18 protein-coding genes and 2 tRNA genes are annotated in these 20361 nt (G+C 60.9%); 5 read left to right on the plus strand and 15 right to left on the minus strand.

Features of this window, described 5'->3' with window-relative positions:
• Positions 1-11: 11 nt before the first annotated feature.
• From QZ292_RS02915 to QZ292_RS02930, 4 genes are all read right to left on the minus strand, one after another.
• A complete protein-coding gene (locus QZ292_RS02915; protein WP_294597622.1) occupies positions 12-506 on the minus strand; it encodes a threonine/serine exporter family protein in 495 nt (164 codons plus the stop codon).
• 3 nt (positions 507-509) lie between these two features.
• Positions 510-1250: a threonine/serine exporter family protein gene (locus tag QZ292_RS02920; RefSeq protein WP_294597625.1), complete on the minus strand. Its 741-nt coding sequence runs from the start codon at positions 1248-1250 to the stop codon at positions 510-512.
• 474 nt (positions 1251-1724) lie between these two features.
• Positions 1725-1811: transfer RNA gene (locus tag QZ292_RS02925), tRNA-Ser, on the minus strand.
• Between the two features lie 165 nt (positions 1812-1976).
• Positions 1977-2061, minus strand: a tRNA-Ser gene (locus QZ292_RS02930).
• A 172-nt stretch (positions 2062-2233) separates the two neighbouring features.
• Between QZ292_RS02930 and QZ292_RS02935 the strand changes: the two genes are divergently transcribed.
• Together QZ292_RS02935 and QZ292_RS02940 are read left to right on the plus strand one after the other, a co-directional pair.
• A complete protein-coding gene (locus tag QZ292_RS02935) occupies positions 2234-2509 on the plus strand; it encodes an HU family DNA-binding protein (RefSeq protein WP_294597629.1) in 276 nt (91 codons plus the stop codon).
• 178 nt (positions 2510-2687) lie between these two features.
• Complete coding sequence (locus QZ292_RS02940) at positions 2688-3308, plus strand: lipoprotein signal peptidase (protein WP_294597632.1); 621 nt, start codon at positions 2688-2690, stop codon at positions 3306-3308.
• Between the two features lie 92 nt (positions 3309-3400).
• On the opposite strand, the gene QZ292_RS02945 is transcribed toward QZ292_RS02940, so the two are convergent.
• From QZ292_RS02945 to QZ292_RS02965, 5 genes are all read right to left on the minus strand, one after another.
• Positions 3401-4684 carry an O-acetylhomoserine aminocarboxypropyltransferase/cysteine synthase family protein gene (locus QZ292_RS02945; protein WP_294597634.1) on the minus strand — a complete coding sequence of 428 codons (1284 nt, stop codon included), beginning with the start codon at positions 4682-4684 and terminating at the stop codon, positions 3401-3403.
• Between the two features lie 19 nt (positions 4685-4703).
• Positions 4704-6125 (minus strand): amidophosphoribosyltransferase, encoded by a 1422-nt coding sequence (locus tag QZ292_RS02950; RefSeq protein WP_294597637.1) that lies wholly within the window; start codon positions 6123-6125, stop codon positions 4704-4706.
• Positions 6126-6150: 25 nt separating this feature from the next.
• Positions 6151-6732, minus strand: coding sequence for a GTP cyclohydrolase I FolE (gene folE, locus QZ292_RS02955; RefSeq protein WP_294592607.1), 582 nt, complete (start codon positions 6730-6732; stop codon positions 6151-6153).
• Between the two features lie 18 nt (positions 6733-6750).
• Positions 6751-8424 (minus strand): putative transporter, encoded by a 1674-nt coding sequence (locus QZ292_RS02960; protein ID WP_294597641.1) that lies wholly within the window; start codon positions 8422-8424, stop codon positions 6751-6753.
• A gap of 159 nt (positions 8425-8583) precedes the next feature.
• Positions 8584-9339: a hypothetical protein gene (locus QZ292_RS02965; RefSeq protein ID WP_294597644.1), complete on the minus strand. Its 756-nt coding sequence runs from the start codon at positions 9337-9339 to the stop codon at positions 8584-8586.
• A 173-nt stretch (positions 9340-9512) separates the two neighbouring features.
• Between QZ292_RS02965 and trpS the strand changes: the two genes are divergently transcribed.
• The 3 genes from trpS to QZ292_RS02980 are packed head-to-tail and all read left to right on the plus strand — an operon-like array spanning position 9513 to position 12891.
• The gene (trpS, locus tag QZ292_RS02970; RefSeq protein ID WP_294597647.1) at positions 9513-10595 is read left to right on the plus strand and encodes a tryptophan--tRNA ligase; all 1083 of its coding nucleotides are present in this window, start codon (positions 9513-9515) and stop codon (positions 10593-10595) included.
• Between the two features lie 4 nt (positions 10596-10599).
• A complete protein-coding gene (locus QZ292_RS02975) occupies positions 10600-11922 on the plus strand; it encodes a TolC family protein (protein ID WP_294597649.1) in 1323 nt (440 codons plus the stop codon).
• A 21-nt stretch (positions 11923-11943) separates the two neighbouring features.
• Entirely contained in the window at positions 11944-12891 is a 948-nt protein-coding gene (locus QZ292_RS02980; protein WP_294597651.1) for an efflux RND transporter periplasmic adaptor subunit, read from the plus strand.
• Between the two features lie 104 nt (positions 12892-12995).
• Here QZ292_RS02980 and QZ292_RS02985 read toward each other — a convergent pair whose 3' ends face one another.
• The 6 genes from QZ292_RS02985 to QZ292_RS03010 all read right to left on the minus strand — a co-directional run bounded on the left by QZ292_RS02985 (position 12996) and on the right by QZ292_RS03010 (position 20292).
• Positions 12996-13145 (minus strand): hypothetical protein, encoded by a 150-nt coding sequence (locus QZ292_RS02985; RefSeq protein ID WP_294597652.1) that lies wholly within the window; start codon positions 13143-13145, stop codon positions 12996-12998.
• 489 nt (positions 13146-13634) lie between these two features.
• Complete coding sequence (locus tag QZ292_RS02990) at positions 13635-14840, minus strand: amidohydrolase family protein (protein ID WP_294597653.1); 1206 nt, start codon at positions 14838-14840, stop codon at positions 13635-13637.
• Positions 14779-15663: a hypothetical protein gene (locus QZ292_RS02995; RefSeq protein WP_294597657.1), complete on the minus strand. Its 885-nt coding sequence runs from the start codon at positions 15661-15663 to the stop codon at positions 14779-14781. Before QZ292_RS02995 ends, QZ292_RS02990 begins: the two co-directional genes overlap by 62 nt.
• Positions 15660-16871, minus strand: a complete 1212-nt coding sequence (locus tag QZ292_RS03000) for an ABC transporter permease (protein ID WP_294597659.1) — start codon at positions 16869-16871, stop codon at positions 15660-15662. Before QZ292_RS03000 ends, QZ292_RS02995 begins: the two co-directional genes overlap by 4 nt.
• A gap of 42 nt (positions 16872-16913) precedes the next feature.
• Positions 16914-19820: a DNA polymerase I gene (polA, locus tag QZ292_RS03005; protein ID WP_294597661.1), complete on the minus strand. Its 2907-nt coding sequence runs from the start codon at positions 19818-19820 to the stop codon at positions 16914-16916.
• Positions 19821-19836: 16 nt separating this feature from the next.
• Positions 19837-20292, minus strand: coding sequence for a 6-carboxytetrahydropterin synthase (locus tag QZ292_RS03010; protein WP_294597664.1), 456 nt, complete (start codon positions 20290-20292; stop codon positions 19837-19839).
• Positions 20293-20361 lie beyond the last annotated feature (69 nt).

Below are 20361 nucleotides of genomic sequence, written 5' to 3' on the forward strand. Positions count from 1 at the left end.
GTATGCGGGGGTCATCTCGTCGCCCGGAAGGCGACTTTTTTCAACATAAAAATAGGAATATTGGCGCCGACTACGATACCCAGCATAATAAAAGTGCACGTCAAGCCATTATAGGACAGCAGATAAAGATAATGGCCGAAGAGTTCCTCTTTCACATGGGCCAGACAGGCCAGCATCGCCTCGACCGTCCGATAGGCATACATGCCGGGAATCATCGGCAGCAGAGCCGGGTAGAGACAAACCTCGGCCGGGCATCTGACCCCGCGGGCGAACAAAACGTCGAGCAATCCGATGACGAAAGCGGCGACGAAACTGGCCAGAATAAGATTCATCCCGACCAGTTCCGGAGCGGCAAGCACATATCTGCCGGCATGCCCCACAGCTGCCGTCCAGGCACAAGTGAAATAGGCCCGGCGGGGCGTATGGCTGATACTCGAAAAACCTACGGCCGCTATGGCCGCGAACACGCCGTCCTCCAGGACAGCTCCCATCAGAGCAAGTTCCATCGCCTAAAACCAGTCGAGATCCAACAGATACATTCCTGCGCACAGGCCGATCGACAGACAAACCGTAAGGATGCAAGCATCGACCAGCCGGCTGAAGGCACACAAATAATGCCGATCGAGCATATCGCTCACGGCATTGATCCAGGGAACTCCCGGGATCAGGTACAACACGCTGGTACCGAGAGCGATCTCGGGCGTTTCGCCCCATCCGAAGAGGTGCCCTCCGGCGCTGATCGAGGCCGAGAAAAACGCCGCGCAAAGAAACGTCAGCCTGACGTCCCGTTTGTCAGCCAGCATGATCTGCTTCAGCCGATAACCGGCAAACGTGGCGACGAACACGATCGCCATAGCGGCAGGATCGCCGCCGAACAAGCGACAGAATGAAGCATTCGCCAGACTGGTCAGGACGAGCGACTCCCGATAATCGGCCGGAGAAGCCGCTATGATTGCGGCGAACTGCGAGACGGCTGCGGCATACCCCACCCTGCCGTCGGCGACGCCCCAACTCAGCCGGCTCAACCGGGTATTGATGTCGAAACGGATTCCGCACGACGGAATCCGGCGCTGTATCACCTGCGCCTCGTCCGAATCCTCTTTCCGAATCGACAACTGCACATGAGAGGGGGTAATCATCACATCGGCCTGCACACCGAACCGCTGCGCCATCCGGGAGAGATTCTTTTCGGTCCGAATGCAAGTCGCACCGGCTCCCAACAGCCACGAGGCGTACTCGGCCAGAAACACCCCCTGCTCCCGGAACGCTTGGTCGACAGAGCGACCGGGCGTTCCGGGCTTAAAAATTTTTCTCCTCGTCTTCATCGCCCGTCCAGTCACCCGGTATGTAAAACATCTCCCGCTCCTTCCCCCATTCAAAAAGAGGGAGATGCCCCGGCCGGCGGCTGTGTCCGCCGGCGCAAAGCCGCCTGAGGGTTCGGATGACAAATACAGAGAATAGCGTTCCGGTTATCACACACCAGACAATCATCGGTCGATCCATCATTTTATCGTTTTTGCGACAAAAGTATGGGGGGCTTTTCATCCTCCGAAAGGCCGGTCAAGGAATTTTTCGATAGATGCTATCGGTTTTACTGAAAGGCGACCGACCTCATGGACAAATCGGGGAAGTCCGGAAGATTTCGTCTGAGTCTGTTTCGCGAAATAAGAAAAAGGTCTTGCAAGATGTTGTCTTGCAAGACCTTTCCTTCCTTTCGCAGGTCGCGGAGAGATAGGGATTCGAACCCTAGGTACAGTTGCCCGTACACCGCATTTCGAGTGCGGCCCGATCGACCACTCCGGCATCTCTCCTTAATGATAGCGGCATCGAACGGCACAAAGATAACGTTTTATATCTTTCCTTGTTCGTCCGACGGCATAAAAACCGACGCTCTTCGTCCGAAACGCTGCCCTTCGGTTTTCACAAAGTCCCCCCGGCGGCTGGCGAAAAACCCCGGAACCCGGAAAACTTCTGTGCGGAGAGGGAGGGATTCGAACCCCCGGAGCCTCGCAGCTCAACGGTTTTCAAGACCGCCGCAATCGACCACTCTGCCACCTCTCCGGGCACAAAAGTAACGGTTTTTTCTTTCCCTGCAAAACCCGCCTCCCCTTCCCGCCAAAAAACGCATCCGGGGGTGCAAAAAAAACGATTAAATACTTGGCGGTTAAGTTTTATCCGTTATATTTGCAACATCCAACAAACGACATTACTAACTTTCTAAACACTAACGGTTATGAATAAATCTCAACTGATCGATGCCATCGCTGCAGGTGCCGGGCTGACCAAAGTACAGGCTAAAAAAGCGCTGGAAGCATTTATCGACGTGACGGGCAAAACGCTGAAAGCAGGCGACAAGATCGCGCTGGTAGGCTTCGGTTCGTTCAGCGTGACGAAAAAACCGGCCCGGACGGGACGCAACCCGCGGACGGGCGCTACGATCAAGATCGCAGCCAAGAAAGTGGTTAAATTCAAGGCTGGCGCTGAACTGAACTCGGTGGTGGGAAAATAACACCGGCTACAACGTCTGCGTATCGAACGCCCGAACGGGGCCTCACCGCCTGAAACAGGCACGGGGATTTTCGATATGCGGCAATATGTCATTTATTCAGGCCGATCGGTTTTCGGAATTACTTCGGGAATCGGTCGGCATTTTCGTATCTTTGCCGCCGTTATCCCGCAAAACTCCTATGAATCCGAGACACAAAAAGACCCTTCTGTTCCTCATCCTCTTCGTCGTCGCCCTGCTGACGCTCGACCAGACAGTCAAGGTGCTGGTCAAGACGCACATGACCTTGAACGAAGCCATTCCGGTGTTCGGACGCTGGTTCTACATCAACTTTATCGAGAACCGGGGGGCGGCTTACGGGATGGAGATCGGAGGGAGCTACGGGAAGCTGGCCCTGAGCCTGCTGCGCATCGCGGCCGTGGGGGCGATCGGATGGTACCTCGTCCGCCTCATCCGCCGGGAGGCACCCCGAGGGGTGATCGTCGGCGTGGCGGTCGTTCTGGCGGGAGCGATGGGCAATATCCTCGACGCATCGTTCTACGGGCTGATTTTCTCGGAGTCGACCCCGTATGCGGCGGCGCATTTCGTACCGTGGGGGACGGGATATGCACCGTTTCTGCACGGGAGCGTGGTGGATATGCTCTACTTCCCGATCATCGAGATCGAGCGGATGCCGTCGTGGGTACCGTTTATCGGGGGAGAGCCTTACACCTTTTTCAGCCCGGTTTTCAACATCGCGGATGCTTATGTGACGTGCGGATTCGCTTACCTGCTGATTTTCCAATACAAATATTTCAGGTAGACGCCGAAGAGAGGCGGGAACAGAAAACGCGCCGGCCGCTATTTCGATGTGCTTTCGAATAGCGGCCGGCGCGATGTCGTTCGGAAAGGGAGTTATCGTTCCAAAGCCTGTTCGATATCCGCGATAATATCCCCCGCATCCTCGATCCCCACCGAAAAGCGGATCAGATCCGGAGCCACCCCTGCCGCAATCAGCTGTTCGTCGGTCAGCTGGCGATGCGTATGACTCGCCGGATGCAACACCGACGTCCGGGCGTCCGCCACGTGGGTCACGATGGCGCCCAGCTCCAAGCTGTCCATAAAGCGTATGGACTCTTCCCGTCCCCCTTTGAGGCCGAATGTCACCACGCCGCACGTCCCGTCCGGCATATACTTCTGCGCCAATTCGTAATATTTGTTCCCCGGCAGCCCCGGATAGTTGACCCAAGCCACCTTGTCGGTCCGCGAAGCGAGGTACTCCGCCACCCGCAGCGCATTCTCGCAGTGGCGCGCCATCCGCAGATGGAGCGTCTCCAACCCGAGATTCAACAGGAAGGCGTTCTGCGGCGACTGGATGGAGCCGAGGTCGCGCATCAGCTGCGCCGTCGCCTTCGTGATATAGGCCCCCTTGCCGAACGCTTCGGTGTAGGTCAGGCCGTGGTACGACTCGTCCGGTGCCGTGAGTCCCGGAAACTTCGCGGCATGCGCCGTCCAGTCGAAATTCCCGCTGTCCACGATCGCTCCGCCCACGGCGGCCGCATGGCCGTCCATATATTTCGTGGTCGAGTGGATCACGATGTCCGCCCCCCACTCGAACGGCCGGCAGTTGATCGGGGTCGGGAAGGTGTTGTCCACGATCAGCGGCACCCCGTGCTCGTGCGCAACCTTCGCAAACTTCTCGATGTCCAGCACGTTCAGCCCCGGATTGGCGATCGTCTCGGCGAACAAGGCCTTGGTATTGGGCCGGAAAGCGCGCGCGATCTCCTCGGCCGGCGCATCCCCGTCCACGAAGGTGACCTCGATCCCCATCTTCTTCATCGTCACGGCGAAGAGGTTGAACGTCCCGCCGTAGATCGCCGACGCGCTCACGAAATGGTCGCCCGCCGAGCAGATATTGAACACGGAGTAGAACGAGGCCGCCTGTCCCGACGAGGTCAGCATGGCGGCCACCCCGCCCTCGAGGGCCGCAATCTTGGCCGCCACGGCGTCGTTGGTCGGATTTTGCAACCGGGTGTAAAAATAGCCGCTCTCCTCCAGGTCGAACAACCGCGCCATCTGATCGCTGGTCTCGTATTTGAAAGTCGTGCTCTGGTAGATGGGCAACACGCGCGGCTCGCCTTTTTTCGGTTGCCAGCCGCCCTGCACGCACAAGGTCTCGCGTTTGAATCGTTTTTCCATAAAATGGCCGGTTTTTAAGCTATTCCACGTAACTGCTGTTGTCCCAGCAATGGGTGCACAATTGCTCCTTGGGCAAACCGATGGCGTCCACCACGTCCTGCAGGCGCTGGAACTTCAATGAGGTGAGCTGCAGCTGCTGCCCCATCACTTCGACCATCTTGCGGTGTTTTTCGCTGGTATCGTCGGCATACTCCGCCAGCACCTCGTCCGAGAGTTTGTCGGTTCCCTCCAGGTCGCGGATCACGCGCCGGGCATAGAGGTCGAACGTCGACCGCGAGGTCGAAAAGTTCAGGAACCGGCACGGGAAGATCAACGGCGGACAGGCGATCCGCATGTGCACCTCCTTGACCCCCACCTCTTTGAGTTTCACGACATTGTCCTTGAGCTGCGTCCCCCGGACGATGGAGTCGTCCATGAAGACGATCTTCGAGCCGCGCGTAAAGGCTTCGTTCGGCAGCAGTTTCATCTTAGCCACCAGATCGCGCATCGCCTGGTTCTGGGGCATGAAACTGCGCGGCCAAGTCGGCGTGTACTTGACGAACGGCCGTTTGTAAGGAATCCGCCGGGCGTTGCTGTACCCGATGGCATGTCCCACCCCGGAATCCGGAATGCCGGCGGCAAAATCGGCCTCGACGTCTCCGTCCCGCGCCGCCATCGCCGCTCCGCAACGATACCGCGCATCCTCGACGTTGATCCCTTCGTAGTCCGACGAGGGGTAGCCGTAGTAGACCCACAGGAACGAACAGATCTGTTTCCGATCGCCCGGCGCAAGGATGTTCGTCACCCCGTCGCGCGTAAGCTGCACGGCCTCGCCCGGCCCCAAATCCTTCACATACTCGTACCCGAGATTGAGGAACGACGAGCTCTCGGAGGCCGCCACATACCCGAAGTCGTTCTTCCCGATAATGACCGGCGTCCGCCCGAAACGGTCGCGGGCGGCGTAAATGCCGTGTTCGGTCAGAATCAGCATCGAGCAGGAGCCTTTGACCGTCCGCTGAACGTTCTCGATCCCCTCCTTAAACGTTTTGCTCTGGCTGATGAGAATCGCCACCAGCTCGGTAGGGTTGATCTCCGAGCCGGAGAGTTCGGCGAAATGGACGTTCTCGGCCAGCAGGCGTTCGGTGATCTCGTCCATATTCTCGATTCGGGCGACGGTCACCACCGAGAAGCGCCCCAGATGGCTGGTGACGGTCACCGGCTGGGACTCGAAGTCGCTGATGACGCCTATCCCGAGGCAGGAGCCGGCGAATTTCGGCAGGTCGTCTTCGAACTTGTTCCGGAAGTAGCCGTTTTCGAGGCTGTGGATCGACCGGATGAACTTCTCGCCGTTGTAGAAGGCGAGCCCGGCCCGCTTGGTGCCGAGGTGCGAATGATAGTCCGTGCAGTAGAAGACGTCGTTGACGCATTCGCGCCGGGAGGCGCAGCCGAAAAATCCGCTCATAGGATGGTTGGATGTGAAAGGTGAGTTATCTGAGCTTGTGCGAGATGAGGTTCATGAACTCCTCGCGGGTCTGGATCTGGGTGAGAAAAGCCCCGGTAAACGCCGAAGTGGTAGTCGCCGAGTTCTGTTTCTCGACGCCGCGCATCTGCATGCACATGTGGCTCGCCTCGATAACGACAGCCACCCCCAGCGGATTCAAGGCCTCCTGAATACAGTCGCGGATCTGCACCGTGAGCCGCTCCTGCACCTGCAGCCGCCGGGCGAAGCAGTCCACCACCCTCGGTATCTTCGAGAGGCCGGTGATGAAGCCGTTCGGGATATAGGCCACGTGCGCCTTGCCGTAGAACGGCACGAGGTGGTGTTCGCACAGCGAGTAGAGTTCGATGTCCTTGACGACCACCATCTGTTTGTACTCTTCCCGGAACTTGGCGGAGAGGAGGATGTCGATGGGCTCCTGGTCGTAGCCCTGTGTCATGAACGACATGGCCTTAGCCACGCGTTCCGGCGTCTTGAGCAGCCCTTCGCGGGCGGGGTCTTCGCCGAGGAGTTCGAGGATGGCTTTATAGTGTTCGGCCAGCCGGGCGATTTTCTGTTCGTCGTATTCCATAAACCCGTCCGAGAGAGATTAAGCCGCCGCGAAGAGAATCAGCAGCTGGGCGGTCAAAATGCGCAGGAACATGGTCAGCGGGTAGACGGTGGCATAACCTACCGCCGGCAGGTCGTTGCCCGCCACGGCGTTGGAGTAGGCCAGCGCAGGCGGGTCGGTCATACTCCCGGCCAGCAGCCCCGCGAGGGTGAAGTAGTTGATCTTGTAGAACAAGCGACCGACGATTCCGACGATCAGCAGCGGCACCATGGTGATGATCACGCCGTATCCGACCCACTTGTATCCCCCGCCGTCGACGATGGTCTCCACGAACCCTTCCCCCGCACCGAGGCCGACCCCTGCCAGGAACAACGCGATACCGATCTCGCGCAGCATGAGGTTGGCGCTCATCGTGGTGTAGGTCACCACCTTATACTGCGGCCCGAAGCGGCTGATGAGAATCGAGACGATGAGCGGCCCACCCGCCAAACCGAGTTTGAGCGGTTGCGGAATGCCGGGCAGCATGATCGGAATGCTGCCGAGCAGCACCCCGAGGAAAATCCCGATGAAGATCGGAATCAGGTTCGGTTCGCGCAGCCGACGCATGGAGTTCCCGAGGACTTTGGTCGCCTCGGCCACCCCCGCCTCGGTACCGACCATGGTCACGCGGTCGCCCATCTGGAGATGGAGGTTCCGGTTGGCCACCAGATCGACCCCGGCCCGGTTGACCCGCGTGATGTTGATGCCGTAGGTGCTCCGCAGCCGCAGGTCGCCGAGCCGTTTGCCGTTGAGCTCCGATTTGGTGATCATCACGCGGCGCGAGACGAACTGGCTGTCGAGTTTCTCCCACTCGGAGAAGTCCATGTCGAGCTTATGCCCCAGAAAAGCCACGAGCGCCTCTTCGTCCTTATGCGCCGCAATGACGAACAGGCGGTCGCCGAGGTTCAGCTCGGTGTTGTTGCTGGCGATCTCCGTGCGCCCGTCCTTCTGGTGGCACACGCGCGAGATGACGAAGGTCCGGTCGATCAGCGACGAGATGTCGCCCACCGTCCGCCCCGCGATGGTCGGGTTCTCCAGCAGAATCGAGATGCGCTGCGCGCCGGCATCGTCCTGATCGCCGTGGTTGGCCGCCTCGGTCTCCTTGTCCAGCCGGACGCGGAAGATCATCCGCAGCATCATGATCGAGACGATGATCCCGATCACCCCCAGCGGATAAGCGACGGCATAGCCCAGCGGAATCGACGGGTCGCTGACGCCTTTCATATCGGTATAGGCCTGCTGCGCCGCCCCGAGCCCCGGAGTGTTGGTCACCGCCCCAGACAACACACCCACCATGGTGGTAATCGGAATCTCGGTCACCAGGTGAATGATATAAGCGATGGCCACCCCGATCAGCACAATAGCCGTGGCCAGCATATTCAGGGTAAATCCGCCCTTTTTGAGGGACGAGAAAAAGCTGGGCCCCACCTGCAGCCCGATGGAGTAGACGAAGAGGATCAGACCGAACTCCTTGACGAAATGCAAGGTGGTCGGATCGATCCGCATGCCGAAATGGCTCAATGCGATCCCGACGAACAGGATCCACGTGACGCCCAGCGAAATGCCGGCGATTTTGATCTTCCCGAGTGCGATCCCCGCGGCAACGACCAGCGCGATCAGCAGAATCGAGTGGGCCACGCCACCCCCGAAAAAGAGACTATGTATCCACTCCATAGGCTTTCCGAAAATTAGTTAGCGAAGGGACAAAGGTACGTTTTTTTTGATTCGGTGTGCCGATTTTTCGATCTGAAAACACGAAAGGCCGAATCCTGCCGCCCTGTTTCGAGAGCCGCAGCATCCGGCCTCCCGCCGAACGACTTGGTTTACGATCCGTTACCTGAGGTACTTCTCATACCAATCGACCTTCCGCCCCGTGCTCACCCGGCCGTTTTTCTGCATCTTGCCGACCTTGAGCTTGATCCCCGCCGTGACGGCTCCCGTAAAGCCGTATCCGCCCTCGACGAAGAAGCAGAAATTCCCTTTGCCCATCTCGACCCCCACCGGCGAGACCTGCCAGCCGAAGATCGCCTTCACGGACTGATCCTGGTCGACCGACACCCACCGATTCCCCACGCCGAACCCGATGCCCGCCCGGGTGTAGAGCGACAGCCAGTTGTTCCGCATCCAGTTGATCCGCAGGTTCGGCAGCAAAGTGAACCAGTCGTCCTTCTGGCTGCCCGAGATGTCCTCCGATCCGCGCACGCAGGGCTGCCACCCCTTGCTGTGCGAGTAGACGAACGGCACGTTGAGCTCCAGCCACGGCGTGATCTCGTAGTTGATCCCCACGCTCACCGTCCCGAAACAGCCGGTCACCTTCGAAGGCGGATCGACCACCGTCGGCGAGTTATTCTCCTTGAACGGGAACCGCTTGTTGGCATAGCTGGAATTGGCCGTAATCGGCGAATAGCCGTATCCGAAGGTGATCGCCAGCCGGCTCCGCCGCACCTCCTGAGGCTGCACGTAGACCTTTTTGCCCGTCGAATCGGTCACCCGCGGCGTGAACGGCGTCACGATCCGCTGTCCGTACGCCTCTCCGGCCGCCGCCAGCCCGACGGCCGAAAGGAAGAACGCCATCGATTTAAATCTCATGATATTTATAAGTTTGGGTTACGTTTTGAATATCTCAAAGATAGCATTAAATTTGAACTTTATTGACATCCGTCATCGATAAATACGGGATGCGAAATACGTCGCCGCTCGAAAAGTCGGGCTCGCTAAGGGTTGCAGAGCGGTCGAAAGGCGACGAATGAAACAGCAAAAAAATGGGAAAAATCATTCTGACCGGCGACCGGCCGACGGGACGCCTCCACCTGGGACACTACGTTGGGTCGCTGAAACGGCGTGTCGAACTGCAGAACTCGGGCGAGTTCGACCGGGTCTACATCATGATCGCCGACGCGCAGGCCCTCACCGACAATGCGGACAACCCCGAAAAGGTGCGCCGCAACATCGTCGAGGTGGCGCTGGACTACCTCTCGTGCGGGCTCGACCCGACGCGGAGCACCATCTTCATCCAGTCCCAGATTCCGGAGCTGTGCGAGCTGTCGTTCTACTACATGAACCTGGTGACCGTCTCGCGCCTGCAGCGCAATCCTACGGTGAAGACCGAAATCCAGATGCGCAACTTCGAGACGAGCATCCCGGTGGGTTTCTTCACCTATCCGATCAGCCAGGCAGCGGACATCACGGCATTCCGCGCCACGACCGTGCCGGTGGGCGAGGATCAGGAGCCGATGATCGAACAGACGCGCGAGATCGTACGGCGGTTCAACTCGATCTACGGGCCGGCGCTGGTGGAGCCGGAGATTCTGCTGCCGGAGAACGCCGCCTGCCTGCGGCTCCCGGGGACGGACGGCAAGGCGAAGATGAGCAAGTCGCTCGGCAACTGCATCTATCTGTCCGACAGCGCGGAGGAGGTGGCCAAACGGGTCAAGACCATGTTCACCGACCCGGGCCACCTGCGGGTCGAAGACCCGGGGAAGGTCGAGGGGAATACGGTGTTCACCTACCTCGACGCCTTCTGCCGGCCGGAGCACTTCGCGGCTTACCTGCCGGAATATGCCGGCCTCGACGAGCTCAAAGCGCACTACCGGCGGGGCGGACTGGGGGATGTCAAGGTCAAACGGCTGCTCAACGCAGTGCTGGAGGAGACGCTCGAACCGATCCGCGCCCGGCGCAAGGAGTACGAACAGGATATTCCGGAGGTCTACCGCATGCTGAAGCGGGGCAGCGAGGCGGCGCGCGAGGCGGCGGCGGCGACGCTGGCCGACGTGCGCCGCGCGATGCGCATCGACTACTTCGACGACGCGGCGCTGATTGCCGAGCAGGCGCAGAAATACCGCTAAATCTATGGGGAAAGACTCAATCCATCGTGTCATGATGATGAAACGCATACTCTCGATCTTCCTGCTGGGCTGTGCGACGGCGGCGGCCGGAGCCCAGGAGGCGGCGGTGACGCTGGATGCGTGCCGCCGCGCGGCGGTCGAACGGTCGCCGCTGAGCGCCCGCCAGGCGCTCGCAGGCGAGAAACGGAAGGCCGAAGACCGGGCGACCTCGTCGAGCCTGCTGCCGCAGCTCGAAATCCAGGCGCAGGGCAGCTACCAGAACGAGGTGCCGAAACTGCCGACGGATTTCCCCATACCGGTCACGATGGACTTGCCGAAAGACCAATACCGGGCCACCGTGGAGCTGAATCAGGTGATCTACGCCGGACACAGCGTACGGAACACCAAACGTCTCCACGCGGCGACGGCGGAGGTCGAGACGGCTTCGCTGGCCGTCCAGCTCGACCGGCTGCGCGACCGGATCAACCGGACGTACCTCGGGATTCTGCTTACGAACAAACGGCTGGAGGTCAACCGGTTGATGCGCGAGACGCTGGAGTCGAGCCTCCGGACGGTGACCGCCCGCGTCCAACAGGGGACGGCGACGGGGGCGCAACAGGCTTCGCTGGCTGCTCGGATGCTGGAGCTGAATCAGGAGCGGATCGAACTGAGCGGAGAGCGGGCCAAAAACATCACCGCACTGGCCGAATTGACCGGCATGGAGATCACGGAGGAGACGCTTTTCGCCATCCCGGCGGTACCCGACGAGCCGGCGGCAGCGGGCGGAGCGCATGCACCGTACCGGGATCGGTCGGAGCTCAAGCTGTACGCCGAACAGCGGAATCTGCTGGAGGCACAGAACCGGATGCTGAACAGTCGGTCGAATCCGCAGCTGTCGCTCTTCGCGAGCGGGGGATACGGCCGGCCGGGGTACGACTTTTTCGACCGGAATTTCTCTCCGATGGCGATCGGCGGCCTGCGGTTCCGGCTCCCGCTGACCAGCTGGGACGCCACGCAAAAGGAGAAGCGGGTCAACCGGGTGGCCGGCCGGGACATCGACCAGCAGCAGCGCGACTTCGAACGGAACGTCTCGATCGAAGCGGCGCAATATCTGGTACAAATCGAGCGGTTGCAGGAGGTGATCCGGCTCGATCCGACGCTCGTCGAAGCCTGGGCGGTGGTTCGCCAGCAGGCACAGGCGCAGTTCGAACAGGGAGTGATTACGGCGACGGACTACCTGACGGAATTCAACAACGAAGCCGCGGCGCGCGTCAACGCCGAGGTGAATGCCTTGCGACTGGTCGAGGCCTGGGTCGAATACCAGGCGGCTCGAGGAATCTATAACTGACACGAATTCAAGCAAAAGACTATGCAAAGCATCTTTTCGATCCGGATTTTGACGACCGCAGCCTTGTCGGCGGTCGTGGCGGGCGGCATACTGACGGCTTGTCAGCGCGGGCCTGCACCGGACGCGTATGGGAACTTCGAAACCGTGGAGGTGATTATCTCAGCCGACTGCAACGGCAAACTACTGGAATTCAACGTAGAAGAGGGCACCCGATTGCGTCGGGGCGAGATTGTCGGGTGGGTGGATACCACGCAGCTGGTTTTGCAGCGGAACCAGCTGCAGAGCGAGATCGCGGTGCTGCGGGCCCAGCTGCCGGAGCGGGAGAAACAGCTGGATGTGGTGCGCGAACAGCTGGCCAAAGTGCAGCGCGAACTGGCCCGCTACACGGCACTGGCCGAAGCGGACGCCTCGACCCGGCAGCAGGTGGACAACCTGCACTACGATGCGGAAATCCTTCAGAAACAATTGGATGCGGAGAGTTCGACGCTGGACATCCAGACCCGGACGCTGCTGGCCCGGATGGAGCCTCTCCGCCAGCAGATCCTTCAGGTGCAGGATCGGATCGACAACGCGTATGTGGTGAATCCGATCGCGGGGCGGGTGCTGGCGAAATATGCCGAGCAACACGAGCTGGCGACGATCGGAAAACCGCTCTACAAGGTGGCCAATCTGGACACGATGATCCTGCGGGCATACATCGAGGAGCCGCAGCTGGCTTCGATTCGGCTGGGACAGACGGTGACGGTGCAGGTGGACAGCGCTTACGTGAAAAGCGGGTCTCGGATGTCGGGCCGCATCGGCTGGATTGCGGATCAGGCGGAGTTTACGCCCAAAGTGATTCAGACGCGCAGCGAACGGGCCAATCTGGTCTATGCCGTGAAGATTTACGTGCCGAACCGGGAGGGGGTGCTGAAAATCGGCATGCCGGCCGAGGTCTATTTCGACAGCGAATCTCCGGCGCAGGAATAATGCGAGGGGGCGGTTGCGAGCGGCCGGATAAACGTAGAGCCGGTTATTGGGATATCCCCAGCCTTGGGGTAGAGGCTGTCAGTTGTGAGTGCGACACGCACCGTTTATTCCGAGAGGCAACGCAACTGAAAACCGTGGGCGCGGGGATTCGCACTGCTGGGGTTCAGGTTCGTTACAAAAAAGCCCATATGCAGGCCATTGGTGCTACTGACCGTTGCTGACCAGCTGTAGCCGCCGTCGCCGGCACGACTCAATAATCCCGAAACATAGACGCGGTTGCCCGGGGCGGGGCATTGGGCTTGGGTATTTTTCCGCGCGCCTTACGCGATTCATTCTATTTCGGCTTGCGCCAAAATAGTTGAATCGCCTCCTAAGGCGTGGCGCGCGGTGCCTTCGGGCACTCCGAAAGGGCCGCCTCTACCCTAACCGGATAGAACTGGCCTCGGGCCGGCCGGGCCCCGCTTAAATAAGGCAGTGATAACCCTAGTAAAAGCCCCTGTGGGGCCCCGCGGTGGGCGAATGGCCGCCTCTACCCCAACCGGACAAAACTGCCCTGCGCGGGCGGCGGCCGCCTAATAAGGCCAAGAGAGCCCCAATAAAACGCCCGGTGGGCGCCACGGCGGAACAGAGCGAAACTACGTTTCGCTGCGGGAGCCGCTACCCAATACCTAAGGGCAGCCGCTACCCCAAATTTTCCGAGGCGCGCTCGAATAGAAACAGAGCTCTGTCCCCCACACAACACGTCACAACAGCCGCACCGCTTTCGCATCCTCCCGCAGCCGCATCGCATCGAAATCCACACCCGTCAGCAGAATCGCCCCCGGATGCTTCCCCGGCTCGAAACTCCCGATCTCATCGCCGAGCCTCAACGCCTGCGCGCCGTTCAGCGTCGCCCACTGCAACACAGCAGCCAGCGGCAGCGACGGATTATGCCCGCACAGCCACTTCATCTCCTCGACCATCGACAACGAGGTGTTCGACGACAGGCTGTCCGTCCCCAGCGCCACCCGGGCCCCCGCCTCGTACAACATCTGCGCCGGCGGAAAGTCGGCATCTATGTAGTAGTTCGACCGCGGACAGAGCACGAAGGTCACATCTTCGAAATAATCCAAAATCAGTTCCATATCCTGCCGCCGCATCTGCGTGTTGTGGATCAGGATCAGGTGCGCCTCCCGCGGCAACGAACCGATGAGCCGTTCGGCATGCCCCCCGTACGCCAGAAAATCCGGTTCCCGACCCCCCGCCGCAGAGACCAGCTCGAAGATTCCTCCCTTGCGGTCGAAGAACTCGACCTCGGCCGGCGTCTCCATAAAGTGGATCGACATCAACGGAGAATCCGCCGCCAGTTTGAACAACCGATCCGACATGAAATAGGTGGAGTGCTGCGTCGGCGTCACCGGCAGCCCCGCCCGTTCGGCAGCCGCCACCACCGGATCGACCGAACGGCGATAGAAAGCCTCCGCCTCGTCGTCGGCCGGCATGCCGAAAAATTCGGCAAACGTATGGTAGCGCGTTCTCCCCTCCGCCCGGGCCCGGATTTTCGCCGGAAAAGAGGTCGTGTCGTTGCTGATATCCCCCACCGCCTGAATCCCCTCGCGCCACATCGACAAATCCTCTTCGATGGCCCGCGCCTCCTGCTCCTCGCGCGAGAAGTCGTCGCGCCGCGAAACCACGTTGCGGATAAACTCCACCATCCCCACCTGCGCCGGGATCGCCCCCCGGAAGCAGGAGAGCTCCAGATGACAATGGGCATTGGTCATGCCCGGAATCAGAATACCGTTATGATACTCCGTCTGCGGCAGCGAGTCGATCCGGTCGCACGACTCCACGCCGAGCACCGTCCCGTCCGCCGCGAAGCGAACCACTCCGTTCCGCAGCAGCGTTCCGTCAGAGCCGAGGAGGTACGGAGCCGCTACGCTTCGCCAAACTGTCGAGGTACTGTTTTTCATAGTATTTTTCCAAGTCGGACGAGAATCCGGTCAGCCGTTCGCGCCACGCAGCCCGCGCCTGAGCCACCGGCAGCACATAGGTCAGCCGAATTCCGGTCAAGTAACAAGTGTCGGGACGCTGATCTTTCCGAAAGGTCTCCGAGAGCGAGACGGTCAGCTGCCCGACCCCCGGCGCCACCCGGATCTCGCCCATGTACGGCACCGTATCTTTCGCTACCGGCAGCCAGAAGGTGCTCTCCGCCACATCCCCGTCCCGGGTGACCCGGCGCGAACGGACGGATTTCGTATAAGAACGGGCATGCGACCCCGTCGAATAGTCGAAACTCAGGCGATAAGTACCTGCCGGAACCACCGAATCTCCCTTCGGCGAGCGTCGGGCATAGACGAACCGATAGCCGTCGAGCCGGCCCCGCAAGACCGTATCGCTGCGGAAGACCGTGTCGGAAGTCATCTGCTGGGCGATCGAGTCCAGATGCAGTTGATGTTTGTAACGCGCCTCGGCCACCACACTGATGGCCTTGATATCGGCCGACACTTCGCCCAGAATATTGGTCAGCGGATTGCTCTTCCGCATGGCCATCTCGCGGACGGTAAACCGGAAGTCCTCCAGCGTATAGCCGTACTGCCCCAGCACCTCGCTGTACATGTCGAGCGAATCGAGCGGCCGGAAACGCCGTTCGTCCCGATCGAGCTGGACGATCGACTGCCCGATAAGGGTCTCCCGGATGATCTCCCGCATCTCTTTTTCGGGAATCGTCCGCGGCCCGCGGTGACAGGCCGCGGCGGCCAACAACGCCACTGCTATGAGAATATAGTGTTTCATTTTCGTCCGATAACGCCTGCGGCCGTCGCCGCACTGATCGTCGTTCCCAGCAGCAACACGCCGAAACCGACCGCCGCCAGATCCGCCGCCTCGATCCGCACGGGATAGGCCTCCATGAGGAACGCCTCGCCCGTCATCCGGATCAGCCCCCACCGCTGTTGCACGAGAGCGAATCCGACACCGAGCGCCAGCCCCAGCCCGACCCCCACGGCGGTAATCCACGCCCCCTCCCACGTAAACACCCGCCGCAACAGCCCCGGAGTTCCTCCCATGGCGAGCAGCATCTCCCGGTCGCGCTCCTTGTCGGCCGCCAGCATGACGATCGTCCCCACCAGGCTCAATGCCGCGATCAATACGACGAACATCAGCAGCAGATAGATAATCCACTTCTCCTGAGTCACCATGCGATAGACGGTTTCCTTCTGCTGGAAACGGGTTTTCACGTCGAATCCGTCTCCCGCCGCAGCCGCCACCGCCCGTTGTCCCCGCTCCGGCGAGATCCCCTCCGCCAACCGGATCTCCAGCGATGTCCCGCGCCCCTCGCCGAGGCCGGTCAACCGCCGTGCCAGAGCGATCGGCACGAAGATATAACGCGAATCGGTCTGCTCGTCCATGGCGTAAATACCGGCCGGCCGGAGCGCGGCGGTACGATAGAGCGACACCGGCAGAAACGAAGCGGTCGCACCGCCGCGTCCCGGCCGGATGGCATACACCCGTACCGGTTCGATAAGCCCTCCCGCCAAGCCCAACGCATAGGCCACCCCCTGCCCGAAAACTCCCTCGTCGAGGTCACCGTGCTGCAACCGGTATTTCCCCTGCACCAAGCGCCGTTCGATCGGTATCACCTCGTGGTAGAGGCTGTCCACACCGCGCATCGCGGCGATCCACTGCCGTCCGCCGTAGGTGAGCAGGACATTCTGCTCGACCGCGACACTGACGGCTGCGACTTCAGGCAAGAGCTCGATCCGCTCCCGCAACGCTTCGGCATCGAATCCGCTCCCCACACGCGGCGTGACGCGCAACTCGGCGTCGAACTCGCTGTACATCGCCCGGATAAAGTCGCTCAGGCCGTTGTGGAACGAGAGAATCACGATCAGCGCCATCACCGGTACGGTCACAGCCACGACGCTCACTCCGGCGATCAGGTTGATGACGGAGTGGGACTTTCGGCTGAGGAGATGCCGGCGGGCGATGAACGACGAGAGCATATGCAGCGCAAAGATAAAGGTATTTTCAGCCTTTCCGGCCGGTTAGTGGGCGTCGAGCCAGCTGACGCCCGCATCGGCTTCGACCAGCAGCGGCACGGCCAGTTCCGCCGCTCCCGCCATCGCCTCGACCAGCAAGGCCGTCACCGCCGTCACCTCGTTCTGAGGCACCTCCAGCACCAGTTCGTCGTGCACCTGAAGGACGATCCGCGCCCGGCTGTTCCGCTCCCGCAGCCGCCGGTCGACGTCGATCATCGCCATCTTCATGATGTCGGCCGCGCTCCCCTGAATCGGCGCATTGATGGCGTTTCGCTCCGCCAGTGCGCGGGTCACGGCATTCCCCGACCGGATGTCCGGCAGGTACCGCCTCCGGCCGAAGATCGTTTCGACATATCCCTGTTCGCGCGCCTGAGCCACCACGCGTTCCATATACTCCCTGACCCCCGGATAGTGGGTGAAATAGCCGTCGATCAATGTCTTGGCCTCGCCGCGCGGAATCCGCAGCCGCGTCGCCAGCCCGAAGGCCGAGATGCCGTAAATAATCCCGAAGTTGGCCGTCTTGGCGCGCCGGCGCTGTTCGCGGGTCACCTCCTCCGGCATCACGCCGAAGACCCGGGCCGCCGTGGCCGTATGAATGTCCTCGCCGTCGAGGAAGGCCTGCCGCAGGGCCGCATCGCCCGACAGATGGGCCATGATGCGCAGCTCGACCTGCGAATAGTCGGCCGAGACGATCACATGGTCGTGGTCGGGGGTGGTAAACGCCTTGCGGATCTCCCGTCCGGCGGCGTCGCGGATTGGAATGTTCTGGAGGTTGGGGTTCGTGGAGCTCAACCGCCCGGTGGCGGTCACCGCCTGGTTGAAGGAGGTGTGTATCCGCCCCGTCTGCGGGTCGATCAGCTGCGGCAGGGCCTCGATGTAGGTCGAGAGCAGCTTTTTCAATCCTCTGTATTCCAATATCTTCTCGATCACGGGATGGTTCCCCGAGAGCGACTGGAGGTACTCTTCGTCGGTCCGGTACTGCCCGGTCTTGGTGCGCTTCGGTTTGGGGTCGATCTTCAGCCCCTCGAACAAAGCGTCGCCGAGCTGTTTGGCGGAGTTGACGTTCAGATCCGGCACGCCGGTCATCTCGCGGATTCCGGCCTCCAACTGCGCCGCCTCGACGGTCAGAGCGGCACCCGATTCGTCCAAAATGTGCCGATCCACAAAAACGCCGGCCGCCTCCATCCGCGCGAGCACCGGGATGAGGGGCGCCTCGATGCGGCGGTACAGGCCGGTCTGTCCCGTCTCCTCCAGCAGCGGCCACAGCTTCCCGAAGAGCTGCCACGTGACGTCGGCATCCTCGGCCGCATACTCCGCCACCTGATCGGCATCGGCAAAGAGCATGGAGGTCTGTTTCGCTCCCTTGCCGATCAGGGTCTCGATCGGTACGGGGTCGTATCCGAGGAACCGCCGGGCAAGAAAATCCATCCCGTGCCGCGACTCGGGGTCGAGCAGGTAGTGGATAATCATCGTGTCGTACAGCTCGCCGCGCACTTCGATCCCGGCGGCGTGCATCAGGACGAGCATGTCGAACTTGATGTTCTGGCCGATTTTGCCTGTCCGGTCGTTTTCGAACACCGGTTTCAGAGCGGCCAGCACCTGCGCCCGCCGCCCGGCATCGGGCGTGGGCACCCAGAATGCCTCGTGCGCGGCGACCGAAAACGAAAGCCCGACGAGTTCCGACCGCAAGGGGTCGATGCCCGAGGTCTCGGTGTCGAAACAGAACTTTTCCGACCGACCGAGCAGAGCCACGAGTTCCGCCAGCTGTCCATCGGTCTCGACGATATGGTAGGTATGTTCGGTCGTGGCCAATGTCTGCAAGCCGCCGGAAGCGACCAGCGCGGCTTCGTCGGCATCGGACGGGGTCGGCGGGACGACCATCCCGGCCAAAGGCGGCGGCGCAGCAGCTGCTGCCTCGGTTTCGGGCACGGAATCGAAAAGGGACATCTGGCCGCCGAGCTGGGAATAGGGTTTCGGTTTGGCCGGCTTCTGTCTGCTGAGCGGCGGCAGGGTCTGGGCATGCAGGGCGCTGCTGTGGAAGAGCCGGCTGTCCACGTCGCGCAGCAGGAGGTTGAAGTTATGCTCGATATAGATGCTCCGCAGGGCGGCATAGTCGGGTTCTTCGAGGTACAAGGCGGTCGGGTCGAACTCGATCGGCACATCGAGCCGGATGGTCGCCAGCACTTTGGAGAGCCGCAGCTGTTCCTGATTCTCCAGCACGGAGGTCCGCAGTTTCGGGGTCAGTTCGTCGGCGTGCGCGATCAGGTTCTCGACATCGCCCCACTGGGCGACCAGTTTCCGGGCCCCTTTCTCCCCCACTCCCGGCACGCCGGGGATATTGTCGGAGGCGTCGCCCCACAGGGCCAGAATATCGATCACCTGTTTCGGATCGGCGATGCCGTAGTTCTCGCACACTTTGTCCAGCCCGACGATGTCGATTCCCTCGCCCCCCTTCGCCGGCTTGTACATGCTGACGTTCTGTCTGATAAGCTGTCCGTAGTCCTTGTCGGGGGTGACCATGAAGACGTCGTACTCGCCGCAGCAGGAGGCCTTGTGGGACAAGGTGCCGATCACGTCGTCGGCTTCGTAACCGGCCACCTCCAGGATGGGAATCCGCATGGCCTCCAGAATCGCCTTAATGTGCGGCACGGCGGCGATGATATCTTCCGGTGTGGCATCGCGGTTGGCCTTATAGAGGGGATAGAGGTCGCGCCGAAAAGAGCCTCCGGGCGGGTCGAATGCCACGCCGAGGTATTTCGGCTGCTCGCGGACGATCAGTTCGTTGAGGAACTTGGCGAAACCGAAGATGGCGGAGGTGTTCAGCCCCTGGGCGTTGCGCATGGGGCGGCTGATAAAGGCATAGTGGAAGCGGAAGATCAGGGCGTAGGCGTCGATCAGGAAGAGTTTCTCCATCGTTCCGGGTTACAGTTTACAAAGCATTATCCTCTGCCCGCCAGGTGGCATGCGATTTTTCGGTTTCGTAGAGCTGCAGCTCGACCAGCCGAATGCCGTCGGGCAGCTCGGCGGCAATCCGGCTGGCGAACCGGATGAGCATCTGCTCGCAGGTGGGCTGGTAGTCGACCAGCCAGACGCGCTCCCACTTCTCCCGCACTTGGTCGAGCAGCCGCAGGTTCCCGGGTGTCTGTCGCAGCACGAGGGCGTGGTCGCACCGGTCTACGACGAGGCGGTTCACGATGCGTTTCAGGTCGCCGAAGTCCATCACCATACCGTATTTCGGACTCTGCGGATCGTCGCAGGGGGTCCCTGCGACGGTGACGAAGAGTTTATAGGAGTGGCCGTGCAGGTGACGGCACATGCCGTCGTAACCTTCGAGGGCGTGGGCCATCTCGAACGAAAATTCCCGTGTCAGTCGTATCGTCGCCATATGTTCGTTTATTCGTCTTTGCCCGGGAGGGTACTGTTCTCTTTGTGAACAAAGAGAACCAGAAAAACT

It is taken from the genome of uncultured Rikenella sp. (genome assembly GCF_910577125.1).
Taxonomy (GTDB): Bacteria; Bacteroidota; Bacteroidia; order Bacteroidales; family Rikenellaceae; genus Rikenella.

Coding starts and splice junctions, on each gene's coding strand:
- QZ292_RS02915 (WP_294597622.1), bottom strand. CDS start 506: ATGGAACTTGCTCTGATGGGAGCTGTCCTGGAGGACGGCGTGTTCGCG.
- QZ292_RS02935 (WP_294597629.1), top strand. CDS start 2,234: ATGAATAAATCTCAACTGATCGATGCCATCGCTGCAGGTGCCGGGCTG.
- QZ292_RS02940 (WP_294597632.1), top strand. CDS start 2,688: ATGAATCCGAGACACAAAAAGACCCTTCTGTTCCTCATCCTCTTCGTC.
- QZ292_RS02945 (WP_294597634.1), bottom strand. CDS start 4,684: ATGGAAAAACGATTCAAACGCGAGACCTTGTGCGTGCAGGGCGGCTGG.
- QZ292_RS02950 (WP_294597637.1), bottom strand. CDS start 6,125: ATGAGCGGATTTTTCGGCTGCGCCTCCCGGCGCGAATGCGTCAACGAC.
- folE (WP_294592607.1), bottom strand. CDS start 6,732: ATGGAATACGACGAACAGAAAATCGCCCGGCTGGCCGAACACTATAAA.
- QZ292_RS02960 (WP_294597641.1), bottom strand. CDS start 8,424: ATGGAGTGGATACATAGTCTCTTTTTCGGGGGTGGCGTGGCCCACTCG.
- QZ292_RS02965 (WP_294597644.1), bottom strand. CDS start 9,339: ATGAGATTTAAATCGATGGCGTTCTTCCTTTCGGCCGTCGGGCTGGCG.
- trpS (WP_294597647.1), top strand. CDS start 9,513: ATGGGAAAAATCATTCTGACCGGCGACCGGCCGACGGGACGCCTCCAC.
- QZ292_RS02975 (WP_294597649.1), top strand. CDS start 10,600: ATGGGGAAAGACTCAATCCATCGTGTCATGATGATGAAACGCATACTC.
- QZ292_RS02980 (WP_294597651.1), top strand. CDS start 11,944: ATGCAAAGCATCTTTTCGATCCGGATTTTGACGACCGCAGCCTTGTCG.
- QZ292_RS02990 (WP_294597653.1), bottom strand. CDS start 14,840: ATGAAAAACAGTACCTCGACAGTTTGGCGAAGCGTAGCGGCTCCGTAC.
- QZ292_RS02995 (WP_294597657.1), bottom strand. CDS start 15,663: ATGAAACACTATATTCTCATAGCAGTGGCGTTGTTGGCCGCCGCGGCC.
- QZ292_RS03000 (WP_294597659.1), bottom strand. CDS start 16,871: ATGCTCTCGTCGTTCATCGCCCGCCGGCATCTCCTCAGCCGAAAGTCC.
- polA (WP_294597661.1), bottom strand. CDS start 19,820: ATGGAGAAACTCTTCCTGATCGACGCCTACGCCCTGATCTTCCGCTTC.
- QZ292_RS03010 (WP_294597664.1), bottom strand. CDS start 20,292: ATGGCGACGATACGACTGACACGGGAATTTTCGTTCGAGATGGCCCAC.